This window comes from Nocardia panacis, from assembly GCF_003598715.1.
Lineage (GTDB): Bacteria > Actinomycetota > Actinomycetes > Mycobacteriales > Mycobacteriaceae > Nocardia > Nocardia panacis.
The window spans coordinates 89,724-103,501 of record NZ_QZFU01000017.1 but is presented as its reverse complement, the minus strand read 5'-3'; the positions used below and the strand labels follow the sequence as shown (position 1 = coordinate 103,501).

The following is a 13,778-nucleotide window of genomic DNA, read 5'->3' as shown; positions in this document are numbered from 1 at the left end:
TCGCTGGACGTTTGTGCGTGTCGCGGGAGGAGGGGGTGGGCGCAACGCATCGGCAACGATCTAGCACACTTGTCAGGTGGGTGATATCGAGGAGGTTCTCGGCCGGTTGCGGCGCTATCCGGACGTGGAGGCGCTGAACCTCTATGCAGTGGATGCCGCCGATCGGTTGATTCTCGACGTGGCTGCCGACGCACTCGACGCTGTCGGTAGCGGGGAGGTTGCCGTTATCGATGACGGATACGGCGCCCTGACCCTCGGCGCGGTCGCCGGCCACGGTCTGCGGGATATCCGGGTGCATCAGGACCTGTTGACCGGCGAACAAGCCCTCGCCAATAACGCGCGCACCCTCGGTCTGTCGGATCGCTACGCGGTGCACGCGCTCGGCGAGCAGTTGCTGGCCGGTGCGCGGGTGGTGCTGCTCAGATTGCCCAGGGTGCTGGCCGGGTTGGCCGAGGCGGCCGACGCCATCGCCCGCTATGCCGAACCGGATGTCACGGTATTCGCGGGCGGTCGGGACAAGTACCTCACCCATTCGATGAATGACGTATTGGCGCAGTCCTTTTCGGAGGTGCATGCCAGCCGGGGCAGGCAGAAGTCGCGCACACTGCTGGTCGAGGGACCCAAACCGGTTGGGGAGCCGCCCTTTCCGGTGTCCGAGCGGATCGGCGAACTCGATCTGGAGGTGGTGGCGCACGGCGCGGCCTTCTCCGGTCCGCGCCTCGATATCGGCACCCGGTTCCTGTTGGAGTTCCTCGACAAGATGAAGCCCGACGCCCGCGACGCGGTCGATCTCGGGTGCGGCACCGGCATTCTCGCGGTCTCGCTGGCCAAGGCCCGACCGGGTATCCGGGTGCTCGGCACCGATCAGTCGGCGGCCGCGGTGGCCTCGGCCCGTGCCACCGCTGCGGCCAACGCGGTGGCCGACAGGGTGCGCGTCGTCCGCGACGACGCCATGTCCTCGGCCGCCGCCAACAGCGCCGACTTGGTGCTGTGCAATCCGCCGTTCCATGTCGGCGCCGCAGTGCACACCGGGTCGGCGATCAAGATGTTCGCCGAGACCGGTCGGGTGTTGCGACCAGGCGGCGAGCTGTGGACGGTGTACAACTCACATCTGAACTATCGCGGTGTGATCCAGCGCATGGTTGGGCAGACCGAGGTGATCGGGCGCAATCGAAAATTCACCATTACGCGATCGGTGCGGGGCCTGCGGGATTCGCGGCGGTAGAGTCCGAATTGTCTGTCTTATCGGCTTGCGGGGAACCGGATGGCGCGGATGGACGTTGGACAGGCAGTTGGACCTCGAGTTCGCGCTCGAAACCGGCCGCAAAACCACACCAGAAAGGGACGCAGGTGCGTACCACATCGAACCCGGTCTTCCGTAACTTGCCGAGGCAGCAGGGCGGTGGCTACGCCAACTTCGGTGCAGGCCAATTCAATCAGTACGGCAATCCGCAGGCCCAGCAGCACCAGGACCCGTACACCCAGCAGTACCAGCCCTATCAGCAGCAGGCCCCCGCCACCCGGTCGATGACCATCGACGATGTGGTGATCAAGACCGGCATCACCCTCGGTGTGGTCGTGGTCATGGCGGTCCTGTCCTACGCGATCACGCACGGCAATACCGCGCTGGCCCCGCTGTTCCTCATCGTCGGCGGTCTCGGCGCATTCGTGCTGGTCATGATCGCCAACTTCATGAACAAACAGGACAATCCGGCGATCGTGCTGAGCTACGCGGCCCTGGAGGGTCTGGCTCTCGGCGCGTTCTCCTATGTCTTCGCCAACTTCCGACCCATGGGTGTGTCGGGCAGCACGCTGATCGTGCAGGCCATACTCGGCACCTTCGGCGTCTTCGGCGGCATGCTCGTCGTCTACAAGACCGGCGCCATTCGGGTCACGCCCCGACTGACCAGGATGGTCGTCGGCGCCCTGTTCGGCATCATGGTGCTGGTACTGGGCAACCTGGTCGCGAGCTTCTTCATCCCCGGCGGCCTCGGCCTGCGCTCGGGTGGCGCCATCGCCATCATCTTCAGCCTGATCTGCATCGGTGTCGCCGCGTTCAGCTTCCTGCTCGACTTCGACGCCGCCGACCAGCTGATCCGCGCCCAGGCGCCGGAGAAGGCCGCCTGGGGCGTCGCCCTGGGGCTGACCGTCACCCTGGTCTGGCTCTACACCGAGATCCTGCGGCTGTTGAGCTACTTCCAGAACGACTGATCATGAGAGGAACAGCGGCCTCCTCCCGATCCGGGAAGGGGGCCGCTGTTCTGTTCGGGTCGACTCAGCTCAGCCGCTCGATGATCATCGCCATGCCCTGGCCGCCGCCGACGCACATGGTCTCCAGACCGAACTGCTTGTCGTGGGTTTGCAGGTTGTTGATGAGGGTGGTGGCGATCCGCGCGCCTGTCATACCGAACGGGTGACCCAGCGCGATCGCGCCACCGGAGACGTTCAACCGGTCCAGATCCATGTTCAGCTCGCGGGCCGAACCGAGCACCTGGACCGCGAACGCCTCATTGATCTCGTAGAGGTCGATATCGCCGATGGACTTGCCCGCCAGCGCCAACGCGCGCCGGGTGGCCTCGATCGGGCCGAGGCCCATGATCTCCGGGGACAGACCGGACACGCCGGTGGACACGATGCGGGCCAGCGGGGTCAGACCCAGATCCTTGGCCTTGGTGTCGCTCATGACGACCAGCGCGGCCGCGCCGTCGTTCAGCGGACAGGCATTGCCCGCGGTGACCGTGCCATCCGGGCGGAAGACCGGCTTGAGCTGGGAGATCTTCTCGTAGGTGGTGCCGGGACGCGGGCCGTCGTCGGTCGAGACGACGGTGCCGTCGGGCAGCGTGACCGGGACGATCTCCCGCTCGAAGAAGCCGGCCTTGATGGCCTCCTCGGCGCGGTTCTGCGAGCGCACACCCCACTCGTCCTGTTCCTGGCGGGTGATGCCCATGAACTGGGCGACATTCTCCGCGGTCTGGCCCATCGCGATGTAGATATCGGGGATCAGGCCGGAGGTGCGCGGATCCTGCCACCGCGGACCGCCGCCCTGCGCCGTCGTCGCGGTGCGCGCCTCGGCATCGGCGAACAGCGGGTTCTTGGTGTTGGGCCAGCTGTCGGCGCTGCCGAACTGGTAGCGCGAGACCGTCTCCACACCCGCGGAGATGAACACATCGCCCTCGCCCGCTTTGATCGCGTGGAAGGCCATGCGGGTGCTCTGCAACGAGGAGGCGCAGTAGCGGTGCACGGTGGTGCCGGGCAGGAAGTCGTAGCCCAGCTGCACGGCCACCGAACGGGCAATATTGAAGCCCGATTCGCCCGCGGGGGAGCCGCAGCCCAGGATCAGGTCGTCGATCGCGGCGGGATCGAGGGCGGGTACCTTGTCCAGCGCGGCGCGCACCATCTGCACGGTGAGATCATCGGGCCGCATGCTCACCAGGGAACCTTTCGCGGCACGGCCGATCGGGGAGCGGGCGGTCGAAACGATGACGGCCTCTGGCATGAGGACTCCTTTGTCGGAAGGTACGTGCGAACCGGCTTGTTACTCGCGGGTTCGTATCGAATCTACGTCGCGGGTGCGCGGACCGGAAGCCGGGGTGGACTCGTGCAGCGCCGCCAGCAGCGGCGGCAGCAACTGCGTCGCGGCGAGTTCGTAACCCGCGGCGGACGGATGGAATCCGTCTGCGGCGAAAAGGAGTTCGGGCGCGGCAAGGAAATCGGGAGCCAACAGATGCCCCATCGCCACCGGACGACCGCCCGCCGCCAGCGTGGCCGCGGTCTGCGCCTTCGCCAGCCGCACGCTCCAGGACTGCACCACCGTGCGCAGCGGCTGCGGAATCGCCCCGACCGTACCGAGATTCGGGCAGGTGCCGACCACCACGACACTCTCGGCCCGACGCAATCGCGCCACCGCCGCCGACAGTCGCCGCGCCGAGGCCCCTATCGAGTGCTTCTTGGTGATGTCATTGGCCCCGATCAGGATGACCGCGGCGTCGGGCGGCGGGCCCGCGACGAACATCGCGTCCACCTGTCCGGCCAGGCCCTTCGAGGTCGCTCCGGAAATCGCCTTGGTGCTCAACCGGATTCGCTGTCCGGTGGCATCGGCCAGCCCGCGCGCCAAACGCACGCCGAGCACCTCGTCGGCGGTCAGGCAGCCGACACCTGCCGCCGTGGAATCGCCGAAGATCATCAGGTGGGTCTGCGCCCGCAGACCCGCGCGCCACGGCTGCGGCGCACCGCAACCCGCCGTGTAGAGGCCGTCGGCCTCCGGCGGTTTCGAGGTGTCGCGGCCGATGACGCCGCGCGCGATCCCCGCCTGGGTCATGAGCAGCCGATAGGCCGCCCAGGACGCCGTACCCGCCCCCGAACCGGCGAGCACGGTCGCGGCGGTGGTCGCCGCGGCCGTCTTCCACCCGATGCGACCAGCCACGGTCGGAAAATCTACCGTGTTCGAGCCGGGCGGGCAGGTCGAGGAAGGCCAGGTCAGGGAACCTCGACCGAACCGTGCGCGGGCAGACTCGCCGCATTCGTGGTGACGGTCAATTCGACCCGGCCCGGCCCGGTGTCCTGGAACAGCGCGTACTGGATGCTCCCGTACATGCCGGTGACCACGTTGTTGTCGTAGACGCCCGTCGCGCCGGTGCGGGTATTGCGCCAGGCGACGGAGGTCCACACCTCGCACAGCGGGGCCAGCGGATACGCGCCGGGGCCGACCCCGATCACCGGATCGGCCCTGACATTGACAATCATCCGACCCGGCCACTGCGGACCGGTATCGGCCCAGGTCCGAATGGTGGTCCCGCACAGGCCGCCATGGGCGAGTGTTGGGACACCGGGCAATTCGACGGTGGCGGCGTTCGCGTGCGCTGACGCGACGACGACGGTAACGGCCGACGCTACGGCGAAAGTGGCGGCGCGGGCGGAATTCGGCAGCCTCATGACCCGAAATCCTACGGGTTTGCCGGGACCTCGCCCGCGATTGTTCATGGTGTGGATCAACCCTCGGATACCGCTTCTGCAACGATGGGGGCATGCGCATCGCGGATCATGTCGTGGACCTCATCGGCAATACGCCGCTGGTTCGGTTGAACTCGGTGGTGGGATCCGACGCCGGTTTGGTCGCGGCGAAAATCGAGTACCTCAATCCGGGTGGCTCCGCCAAGGACCGGATCGCGGTGAAGATGATCGAGGCCGCCGAGAAGTCCGGGCAATTGCGGCCCGGCGGCACCATCGTCGAACCCACCTCCGGCAATACCGGCGTCGGCCTGGCCCTGGTCGCCCAGCAACATGGTTACAAGTGCGTCTTCGTCTGCCCGGACAAGGTCTCCGAGGACAAGCGCAATGTGCTGCGCGCCTACGGCGCCGAGGTGGTCGTGTGCCCGACCGCGGTGCCGCCGGATCATCCGGACAGCTACTACAGCGTCTCCGACCGCTTGGTGCGCGATATCGATGGCGCGTGGAAACCCGATCAGTATTCCAATCCGGGCGGTCCGGATTCGCACTACGAGACCACCGGCCCGGAGATCTGGCGCGATACCGAGGGCCGGATCACCCACTTCGTGGCGGGTGTGGGCACCGGCGGCACCATCACCGGCACCGGGCGCTACCTCAAGGAGGTCTCCGGCGGTCGGGTCAAGATCATCGGCGCCGATCCGGAGGGTTCGGTCTACTCCGGCGGCACCGGTCGGCCCTATCTGGTCGAAGGTGTCGGCGAGGACTTCTGGCCAAGCGCCTACGACCCGACCATCCCGGATGAGATCATCGCCGTCTCCGACTCCGACTCCTTCGATATGACCAGGCGACTGGCCCGCGAGGAGGGTCTGCTCGTCGGCGGATCCTGCGGTATGGCCGTGGTCGCCGCCCTCGAGATCGCCCGCCGCGACCCGGAGGCGGTCATCGTGGTGCTGCTGCCCGACGGCGGCCGCGGCTACCTGTCCAAGATCTTCAACGACCAGTGGATGAGCTCCTACGGCTTCCTGCGCACCCGCCTCGACGGCAGCACCGCCGAACCCCTGGTCGGCGATGTGCTGCGCGGCAAGTCCGGTGCGCTGCCCGACCTGGTGCACACCCACCCGCAGGAGACGTTGCGCGACGCCATCGAGATCCTGCGCGAGTACGGGGTCTCGCAGATGCCGGTCGTCGGGGCCGAACCGCCGGTCATGGCGGGCGAGGTGGCGGGCAGCGTCACCGAACGCGACCTGCTCTCGGCCGTCTTCGAGGGCCGCGCCCACCTCACCGATTCGGTTGCCACCCACATGAGTCCGGCCTTCCCGCTCATCGGATCCGGCGAGCCGATCTCGGCGGCCACCAAAGCGCTCTCGGAATCGGATGCGCTGATGGTCGTCGAGGAGGGCAAGCCGGTGGGCGTCATCACCCGACACGACCTGCTCGGATTCCTGAGCACCGGTTCGCTCGGCTGAGCGAATCCCGCTGTGCGACACAGGTTGTCGCAAATTGTGCCGGTGATTCGCCCACGCGGGCATGGCGGGTGTCACACGGCCGGTCTGCCCCGATAACGGTGGCGTAACGGGCCGTTCACGGTGCGCTGCCAGGATTGCCCGACATGAACCGGTGGCAGGCGATCGGCTGGGTGGCGTTATTCGGCGGCGTGCTCGTCTGCGCCGATCTGCTCGACCGGATCCATTTCCCGGCGCCGCAGATGATCCTGGCCATGGTGGTCGGCGCGGCGCTGGCGCTGGCCGGACGACTGCCCGCGCCCCTACCGCGCGAGGTGTCGCTCGGCGCGCAGGCGATGCTCGGCGTCCTGATGGGCAGCTACCTGGAGATCTCGCTGCTGTCCTCGATCGGATTCGCCCTGATCCCGGTGCTCGCGGTCACGGTGGCCACGCTGGTGGTCAGCGTTGCCGCCGCATGGGTGTTCGCCAAGGTGGCCAAGGTCGAATTGCCCACGGCCACACTGGGTCTGCTCGCAGGGGGTTCGGCGGCCGTGGTGGCCTGCGCCGACGAGATGGACGCCGATCCGCGCCGGGTCGCGTTCATGCAGTACCTGCGGGTCGCGCTGGTGGCGCTCAGCGCGCCGACCCTGGCCGCCGTACTGGCCGACGGCGACGGTCTCGCGGCAGGCGCGCCGGTGACCCGCGCGGTCACCGATCCGGATCTGCCGCACTGGATGATCTTCGGTCGCGGCGATCAGGTGGCCGGACTCTCGATCGCGGTGGTGCTGTGCCTGGTCGGTGTTCGGCTCGGTCGCCGCTTCGGGGTGCCGAGTCCGGCGCTGATCGGCCCGATGCTGCTGACCGCGCTGCTCACCGCCCTCGGCGCGACCCATGGCTACGCGCCGACCAACCTGCTGAAGGAATCGCTGTTCGTCATTATCGGATTCGAGGTCGGCACCCGCTTCACCCGCGCCGTCGTGGTGGAGATGGCCAGGATGATTCCCGGTATGACGCTGACCATTGTGGCGCTGTCGGGCGTCATCGGCGCACTCGCCTATTTGGTCGCCCTTTTCGTCGATTTGGAATTGTCGGATATCTACCTGGCCACCACACCCGGCGGAATCAATGCCGTCCTGGCCACCGCGGAATCCATGCATGCCAATCTGCCGCTCATCACCAGCGTGCAGAGTTTGCGGCTGCTGCTCATGGTGCTCGCGCTGCCCCTGCTGGTGCGCGTCTTCCGGTATGCCGGGCGCACCGAACCGCGCGAACTCCTCACCACCTGAGTCGATCCCCGCATCGGCTCGGGCAATTTATTCGCAAATTCGCGATACGCACCATGTCAAGGGGGTATAACCGCCGGTAGACCGGCCTCGGCAATTGCCTTGGCGCAAATCGATCAGCGAAGGGAAGGTCCGTGTATACCTCCAGTTTGGCTATCGATTTCCAGCAGGGATTCTCCGACGCGTGGAGTTCCGTCGCCACCTTCGTTCCCAAGCTGGTCGGATTCCTGGTCATCATGGTCATCGGCTGGATCATCGCGCGGGTGGTGGCCGCCATCGTGCGCCGGGTGCTGGCCAAGGTCGGCTTCGACCGGCTCGTCGAGCGGGGCGGTGTCAAACAGGCGCTCGCGCGCGGCAACTACGACGCCTCGGAGTTATTGGCGAAGCTCGCCTACTACGCGATCCTGCTGATCGCGCTGCAACTCGGCTTCGGTGTGTTCGGGCCGAATCCGATCAGCACCATGCTCAATGGCATCGTCGCCTGGCTGCCGCGCCTGGCCGTGGCCATTGTCATCGTCATCATCGCGGCGGCCATCGCGCACGGCGTGCGCGAGATGGTCGGCAATATGCTCGGCGGTCTGTCCTACGGTCCGATGCTGGGTCGTCTCGCCGCCGTGTTCGTCTGGGGCATCGGCATAGTCGCCGCGCTCAATCAGATCGGGGTGGCCACCTCGGTCACCATGCCCATCCTGATCACGGTGCTGGCCACCGTCGGCGGCATCCTGATCGTCGGCGTGGGCGGCGGTATGGTGCGCCCGATGCAGCAGCGCTGGGAGGGTTGGCTCAGCGGGCTGGAGCAGGAGATGCCCGCGGTGCGCGGGCATGCCGAGGCGTATCAGCGCGGTCGCGAGGACGCCGAGCGCGAAGGGATGTGGATGGATCAGCAGGCCGCGCGCGGTCAGCAGCCCATGGAACAGGGCGGATACCCGCAGCAGCCTCGTTGAACCAGTGGACAGCGCACGCCCCATCGGAGATCCGGTGGGGCGCGCGACATTTCGTGCTAGGGACTCAGGCCTGTCGACTCGCGTGCAGGCAGGCCCCGGCCAGACGCAGCGGCAACCACCCGGCCGCGGCCCAATCGCTCGGCGCGGCAGCCCTTTCCCCGGCCTCGGCCACCAGCCCGCGCACATACCCGGCGATCAGCACGCTCGCGGGCACCCGCCCCGCATCCGCGACCCCGACCGCGAGAATGTCGCGCACCGCCGCCGCATGCTGATCCAATACGGCCAGCAGCGCGGGCGTCTCGGCCGCCGCCGCCAGCGCGGGCACCCCGTGCGTGCGGTGCAGGCGATTCAGGATGCGACGCGCCGACACTTCGAGCAACGCGGGGCCGAGCACAAACATCCGATCAGTCTAGGTCCAGGCGTTTTCCAGAGTTCGGCGGGATCCGCTCAGCGGAACGCGTTGGCGTCGGTGAGTGCCTTGCCGAGCACCAGCTGGTGCACCTCGGCGGTGCCCTCGTAGGTGAGGACCGACTCCAGGTTGTTGGCGTGGCGCAGGACCGGGTAGTCCAGGGTGATGCCGTTCGCGCCGAGGATGGTGCGACACTGGCGCGCGATGGCGATGGCCTCCCTGGTGGAATTCAGTTTGCCCGCGCTGACCTGCTCCGAGGTGACACGGCCCTGATCCTTGAGCCTGCCCAGGTGCAGGGCGAGCAACTGCCCCTTCCCGAATTCGAGTGCCATATCGGCCAATTTGGCCTGGGTGAGCTGGTAGGCGGCCAGCGGCTTGTCGAACACCTCGCGGGTGCGGGCGTAATCGATGGTGGCGGCCAGGCAGTCGCGAGCGGCGCCGAGCGCGCCGAAGACGATGCCGAAGCGGGCCTCGCTCAAACAGGCCAGCGGCGCGCCGAGACCCCGCGATTCGGGCAGCACCGCATCGGCGGGCAGGCGCACATCGTCGAGATCCAGTTCGGCGGTCAGCGAGGCCCGCAGCGACAGTTTGTGGTGCATCTCGCGCGCCGTGAAGCCCGGCGTCCCGGCGGGCACCAGGAAGCCGCGCACCACCTGCCTGCCCTCGTGCTCGGTCTGCGCCCAGATCACCGCGATATCGGCCACCGACCCGTTGGTGATCCACATCTTGGACCCATTGAGCACCCAGTCCGCGCCGTCGCGCTTGGCCCTGGTCCGCATACCGCCCGGATTGGATCCGAAATCCGGTTCGGTCAACCCGAAGCAGCCGATCGCCGTGCCCGCCGCCAGCTCCGGCAGCCACCGCTGCTTGTGCTCCTCGGATCCGAACTTGTGGATGGCGGTCATCGCCAGCGAGCCCTGCACCGAGACCAGACTGCGCACACCCGAATCCACGGCCTCCAACTCCTGGCAGGCCAACCCGTACATGGTGGCCGACAGGCCCGCACAGCCGTAACCCTCGAGATGCATGCCGAGCAGACCCAGCCGCCCCAGCTCCGGCGCGAGCTCGCGCACCGGGACGGTGCCCGCCTCGAACCATTCGGCGATATGCGGTCGCAGTCGCTGGGCGGCGAAACTCGCCACGGCGGCGCGAATCTCGCGCTCCTCGTCCGAGAGCAGGGTATCGATCGCGAACAGTTCTTCCACAGTCACCATGTGCCAAGCCTAATTCGGACGTCGTCGCGGTGAGACGGGGCTCACGCACGCCCCCGCCGCACACCCGGCGAACGCGGGATCATACGCTTAGCCCATGAGCGAGCTGGGATTCTCCACGAGGGCCGTGCACGCCGGATACGATCCCGATCCGCGGACCGGCGCGGTGAATGTGCCCATCTACGCGAGTTCGACCTTCGCCCAGGACGGCGTCGGCGGCCTGCGCGGCGGATTCGAATACGCCAGAACCGGTAATCCGACCAGGTCGGCGCTGGAGGCGAACCTCGCCGCCCTCGAATCCGGTCGGCACGGACGGGCCTTCGCCTCCGGTATGGCCGCCACCGACTGCGCCCTGCGCGCCACCCTGCGCCCCGGCGATCACCTCGTCATCCCCGACGATGCCTACGGCGGCACCTTCCGCCTCATCGACAAGGTCTTCCGGCACTGGGGGATCGAGCATTCGCCCGCGCACATCGCCGACCTCGACGCGGTGCGCGCGGCCGTGCGCCCCAACACCAAGCTGATCTGGGTCGAGACGCCCACCAACCCGCTGCTCAGCATCGGCGATATCCCGGCCCTGTCGCAGATCGCGCACACCGCAGGGGCGAAGCTGGTGGTGGACAACACTTTCGCCACCCCCTACCTGCAGCAGCCGTTGCGGCTCGGCGCGGATATCGTGCTGCACTCCACCACCAAATACCTCGGCGGTCATTCCGATGTGGTCGGCGGCGCGCTGATCACCGACGATCCCGAACTCGACGCCGCGTTCGCCTTCCTGCAGAACGGCGCGGGCGCGGTGCCCGGCCCCTTCGACGCCTACCTCACCATGCGCGGCATCAAGACCCTCGCCCTGCGCATGGAGCGGCACTGCGACAATGCCGAGCGTTTGGCCGAACTGCTGGTCAACCACCCGAAGATCGCGCAGGTCATCTATCCGGGCCTGGCCGAGCATCCCGGCCACCTGGTCGCCGACAAGCAGATGCGCCGCTTCGGCGGCATGCTCTCGGTGCGGTTGCACGGCGGGCGCGCCGCGGCGCAGGAGTTCTGCTCGCGCACCAAGGTGTTCACCCTCGCCGAATCGCTCGGCGGTGTCGAGTCGCTGATCGAGCATCCGGCCGCCATGACCCACGCCTCCACGGCGGGTTCGCAATTGGAGGTGCCCGAGGATCTGGTCCGGCTCTCGGCGGGTATCGAGGACGCCCCCGACCTGCTGGCCGATATCGAGCAGGCCCTGAGCTAGGGTCCGGACAATGACGAAGCGGCCGCGCCAGGGTACTTGGCGCGGCCGCTCGTGCGTTTCGGTGTGTTCGCGGCCGAGGCCGCGCACCTCAGCTGTGGTAGGGCTCGGCGCTGATCAGGGTGACCTTCATGGTGTTGCCATTGGGCAGGGTGTACTCGCGCGTCTCGCCGACCTTGGCGTTGATGAGCGCGCGGCCCAGCGGCGAACTCGGCGAGTAGGTCTCGAGCTTCGAATCGCTCAGACCCTCCTCGCGGGTCGCGATCAGGAAGGTCTCGGTATCGGATTCGTCACCGTCGTAGTAGACCTTGACGACCGAACCCGGCAGGGCGACACCCGACTTGGTGGGCGCGACGCCGACCTTTGCGTTGTTCAGCAGTTCCTGCAGTTGGCGGATGCGCGCCTCCTGCTGGCCCTGTTCCTCGCGCGCCGCGTGGTAGCCGCCGTTCTCCTTGAGGTCGCCCTCTTCGCGGCGTTCGTTGATCTCGGCGGCGATGACCGGACGGTTGGCGATGAGCGCGTCGAGTTCGCTCTTGAGCCTGTCGTGCGACTCCGGGGTCAGCCAGGTCACTTGCGTCTCAGTCATCTCGATCACTCCCTAGTAGTTGTTCCCGGCGGAACGGGATTCGGTGTAGCAGCTGCAGTACCCACCCGGAGCGCAGGCACGCACCAGCCGACGGCCACAGCGTTCCCTAGGAGTCGTGTACAACTCCGACAGGACCCCGATCCCGGACGCGATCGAAAACCGCCCGTACGCTCGGCGCTGGCCGTCAATGCAGCAAACACGGCTCCGAACCCCGGAACCGTGTGTCACGCCATTTTAGCATGAGTACTAAACACGCAGGTCGGAGTTGATTTTACCGGGCGTCACGATCCGAAATGGGTCGATTCAGCCCGCGCGCAGGTAGTCGGGGACCTGGTCCGAGCACCCGTACACGTGGCCCGCGGCCGGTCGCGCCGAGGATTTGATGATCGTGTTCACCTCCACCGTGCCGCTGTCGGACGGCTCGATCAGCACCTCGCGCCGCCCCACCTCCGAACCGTCGCGCGTCATGGCCCGCACGATGCACACCACCGGTCGGTGCGGGTCCTTGCGGGTCACCTTCATTCGGATGCTCGTGGTCGAATCGTCGTCAACGGTGTAACCCAACGATTCGGAGTCGATATCGGACGGTCCGTAGCTGCGGAAGCCGACGAAGGCCACGCCGAGGCCCGCGAGGATCACCACCGCGCCCAGCGCCAGTGGAATCCAGCGGCGGCGACGCGGGGGCCGCGCGCCGTACCGGTCGGCGCGCAGGTCGGCGGATTCACTCATTACGGGCCGCTCCCTGGGGGGTACGTCGGAACAAAATCGGGTCGAATGGAACTATAGAAAACGAAGACCAGACACCCGCGAGCGAGAGCGACGGTGAACGAGACGTGAGTGGCTTTCGCCTCATGGCGGTGCACGCCCACCCCGACGACGAATCCAGCAAGGGCGCGGCGACCATGGCCCGCTACGCCGACGAGGGACACGAAGTCCTCGTCGTCACGCTGACCGGGGGCGAGCGCGGCAGCATTCTGAATCCGGCCATGGATACGCCCGGCGTGCTGGAGCGCATCGACGAGATCCGGCGCGAGGAGATGGCCGAGGCCGCCCGCGCGCTCGGCGTGCGGCAGCACTGGCTCGGCTACGTGGATTCCGGCCTGCCCGAGGGCGATCCGCTGCCGCCGCTGCCCGAGGGCAGTTTCGCGCTGGTGCCGCTGGAGGAGTCCACCGAGGCGCTGGTGCGGGTCATCCGCGAATTCCGCCCCCACGTCATGACCACCTACGACGAGAACGGTGGCTACCCGCATCCGGATCACATCCGCTGCCACGAGGTGTCCATGGCGGCCTTTGCGGCCGCGGGCGATCCGGAGCGCTTCCCCGACGCGGGCGAGCCGTGGACGCCGCTGAAGATCTACTACGACCACGGGTTCACCCTGGGCCGACTCGAGGCGTTCGCCGCCGAATACGCGAAGCTCGGCGAGCCGTTCCCGCTGCAGGAGTGGTACGACCGGATGCGCGAATACCGCTCCGGCCGCCCCGACGGGTTGAGCAGAGTCACCACCAGAGTGGAGTGCGCCAAGTACTTCCCGCAGCGCGATGACGCCCTGCGCGCCCATGCCACCCAGATCGACCCCAATGGCGTCTTCTTCGCGATTCCGATGGAGATGCAGCAGCGGCTGTGGCCCACCGAGGAGTTCGAGCTGGCGCAGTCGCGGGTGCCGACCACGCTGCCCGAGACGGACCTGTTCGCCGGCATCGAGGACGAGATCCAGTGAT

At 67.6% G+C, this 13,778-nt stretch carries 14 protein-coding genes; 7 read left to right on the top strand and 7 right to left on the bottom strand.

What is annotated here, in order from left to right:
• Positions 1-76 precede the first annotated feature (76 nt).
• On the top strand, positions 77-1,225 hold the full coding sequence (locus D5S18_RS13835; RefSeq protein ID WP_120040931.1) for a class I SAM-dependent methyltransferase: 1,149 nt from the start codon (positions 77-79) through the stop codon (positions 1,223-1,225).
• Between the two features lie 125 nt (positions 1,226-1,350).
• On the top strand, positions 1,351-2,211 hold the full coding sequence (locus tag D5S18_RS13830; protein ID WP_120040929.1) for a Bax inhibitor-1/YccA family protein: 861 nt from the start codon (positions 1,351-1,353) through the stop codon (positions 2,209-2,211).
• A 64-nt stretch (positions 2,212-2,275) separates the two neighbouring features.
• Here the strand turns inward: D5S18_RS13830 and D5S18_RS13825 are convergent, their stop codons facing one another.
• From D5S18_RS13825 to D5S18_RS13815, 3 genes are read right to left on the bottom strand one after another with little or no spacing between them, the layout of a single operon-like run.
• Positions 2,276-3,496 carry an acetyl-CoA C-acetyltransferase gene (locus D5S18_RS13825; RefSeq protein WP_120040927.1) on the bottom strand — a complete coding sequence of 407 codons (1,221 nt, stop codon included), beginning with the start codon at positions 3,494-3,496 and terminating at the stop codon, positions 2,276-2,278.
• 39 nt (positions 3,497-3,535) lie between these two features.
• Complete coding sequence (locus D5S18_RS13820; RefSeq protein WP_203236725.1) at positions 3,536-4,423, bottom strand: SGNH/GDSL hydrolase family protein; 888 nt, start codon at positions 4,421-4,423, stop codon at positions 3,536-3,538.
• A gap of 53 nt (positions 4,424-4,476) precedes the next feature.
• Positions 4,477-4,932, bottom strand: a complete 456-nt coding sequence (locus tag D5S18_RS13815) for a hypothetical protein (RefSeq protein ID WP_120040925.1) — start codon at positions 4,930-4,932, stop codon at positions 4,477-4,479.
• A 92-nt stretch (positions 4,933-5,024) separates the two neighbouring features.
• Here D5S18_RS13815 and D5S18_RS13810 point away from each other — a divergent pair, with 92 nt between their 5' ends.
• From D5S18_RS13810 to D5S18_RS13800, 3 genes are all read left to right on the top strand, one after another.
• Positions 5,025-6,413: a cystathionine beta-synthase gene (locus tag D5S18_RS13810; RefSeq protein WP_120040922.1), complete on the top strand. Its 1,389-nt coding sequence runs from the start codon at positions 5,025-5,027 to the stop codon at positions 6,411-6,413.
• A 143-nt stretch (positions 6,414-6,556) separates the two neighbouring features.
• On the top strand, positions 6,557-7,675 hold the full coding sequence (locus D5S18_RS13805) for an AbrB family transcriptional regulator (RefSeq protein WP_120040920.1): 1,119 nt from the start codon (positions 6,557-6,559) through the stop codon (positions 7,673-7,675).
• 131 nt (positions 7,676-7,806) lie between these two features.
• Positions 7,807-8,616 (top strand): mechanosensitive ion channel family protein, encoded by an 810-nt coding sequence (locus D5S18_RS13800; RefSeq protein ID WP_120040918.1) that lies wholly within the window; start codon positions 7,807-7,809, stop codon positions 8,614-8,616.
• Positions 8,617-8,680: 64 nt separating this feature from the next.
• Here the strand turns inward: D5S18_RS13800 and D5S18_RS13795 are convergent, their stop codons facing one another.
• Positions 8,681-9,016, bottom strand: coding sequence for a DUF6401 family natural product biosynthesis protein (locus tag D5S18_RS13795; RefSeq protein WP_120040916.1), 336 nt, complete (start codon positions 9,014-9,016; stop codon positions 8,681-8,683).
• 47 nt (positions 9,017-9,063) lie between these two features.
• On the bottom strand, positions 9,064-10,239 hold the full coding sequence (locus tag D5S18_RS13790) for an acyl-CoA dehydrogenase family protein (RefSeq protein WP_120040914.1): 1,176 nt from the start codon (positions 10,237-10,239) through the stop codon (positions 9,064-9,066).
• A gap of 94 nt (positions 10,240-10,333) precedes the next feature.
• Here D5S18_RS13790 and D5S18_RS13785 point away from each other — a divergent pair, with 94 nt between their 5' ends.
• Complete coding sequence (locus tag D5S18_RS13785) at positions 10,334-11,476, top strand: cystathionine gamma-synthase (protein WP_120040912.1); 1,143 nt, start codon at positions 10,334-10,336, stop codon at positions 11,474-11,476.
• Between the two features lie 88 nt (positions 11,477-11,564).
• Here D5S18_RS13785 and greA read toward each other — a convergent pair whose 3' ends face one another.
• Together greA and D5S18_RS13775 are read right to left on the bottom strand one after the other, a co-directional pair.
• Positions 11,565-12,059: a transcription elongation factor GreA gene (greA, locus tag D5S18_RS13780; protein WP_120041036.1), complete on the bottom strand. Its 495-nt coding sequence runs from the start codon at positions 12,057-12,059 to the stop codon at positions 11,565-11,567.
• A gap of 303 nt (positions 12,060-12,362) precedes the next feature.
• Positions 12,363-12,788, bottom strand: coding sequence for a DUF4307 domain-containing protein (locus D5S18_RS13775; protein ID WP_120040910.1), 426 nt, complete (start codon positions 12,786-12,788; stop codon positions 12,363-12,365).
• A 104-nt stretch (positions 12,789-12,892) separates the two neighbouring features.
• On the opposite strand from D5S18_RS13775, the gene mca reads away from it, so the two are divergent.
• Positions 12,893-13,777 (top strand): mycothiol conjugate amidase Mca, encoded by an 885-nt coding sequence (gene mca / locus D5S18_RS13770; RefSeq protein ID WP_239003752.1) that lies wholly within the window; start codon positions 12,893-12,895, stop codon positions 13,775-13,777.
• The last annotated feature ends 1 nt before the right edge of the window (position 13,778 follow it).

Bases quoted from the DNA above. Each gene is read 5' to 3' on its own strand.
- D5S18_RS13825 (WP_120040927.1), bottom strand. From the start codon at position 3,496: ATGCCAGAGGCCGTCATCGTTTCGACCGCCCGCTCCCCGATCGGCCGT.
- D5S18_RS13815 (WP_120040925.1), bottom strand. From the start codon at position 4,932: ATGAGGCTGCCGAATTCCGCCCGCGCCGCCACTTTCGCCGTAGCGTCG.
- D5S18_RS13810 (WP_120040922.1), top strand. From the start codon at position 5,025: ATGCGCATCGCGGATCATGTCGTGGACCTCATCGGCAATACGCCGCTG.
- D5S18_RS13805 (WP_120040920.1), top strand. From the start codon at position 6,557: ATGAACCGGTGGCAGGCGATCGGCTGGGTGGCGTTATTCGGCGGCGTG.
- D5S18_RS13795 (WP_120040916.1), bottom strand. From the start codon at position 9,016: ATGTTTGTGCTCGGCCCCGCGTTGCTCGAAGTGTCGGCGCGTCGCATC.
- D5S18_RS13790 (WP_120040914.1), bottom strand. From the start codon at position 10,239: ATGGTGACTGTGGAAGAACTGTTCGCGATCGATACCCTGCTCTCGGAC.
- D5S18_RS13785 (WP_120040912.1), top strand. From the start codon at position 10,334: ATGAGCGAGCTGGGATTCTCCACGAGGGCCGTGCACGCCGGATACGAT.
- greA (WP_120041036.1), bottom strand. From the start codon at position 12,059: ATGACTGAGACGCAAGTGACCTGGCTGACCCCGGAGTCGCACGACAGG.
- D5S18_RS13775 (WP_120040910.1), bottom strand. From the start codon at position 12,788: ATGAGTGAATCCGCCGACCTGCGCGCCGACCGGTACGGCGCGCGGCCC.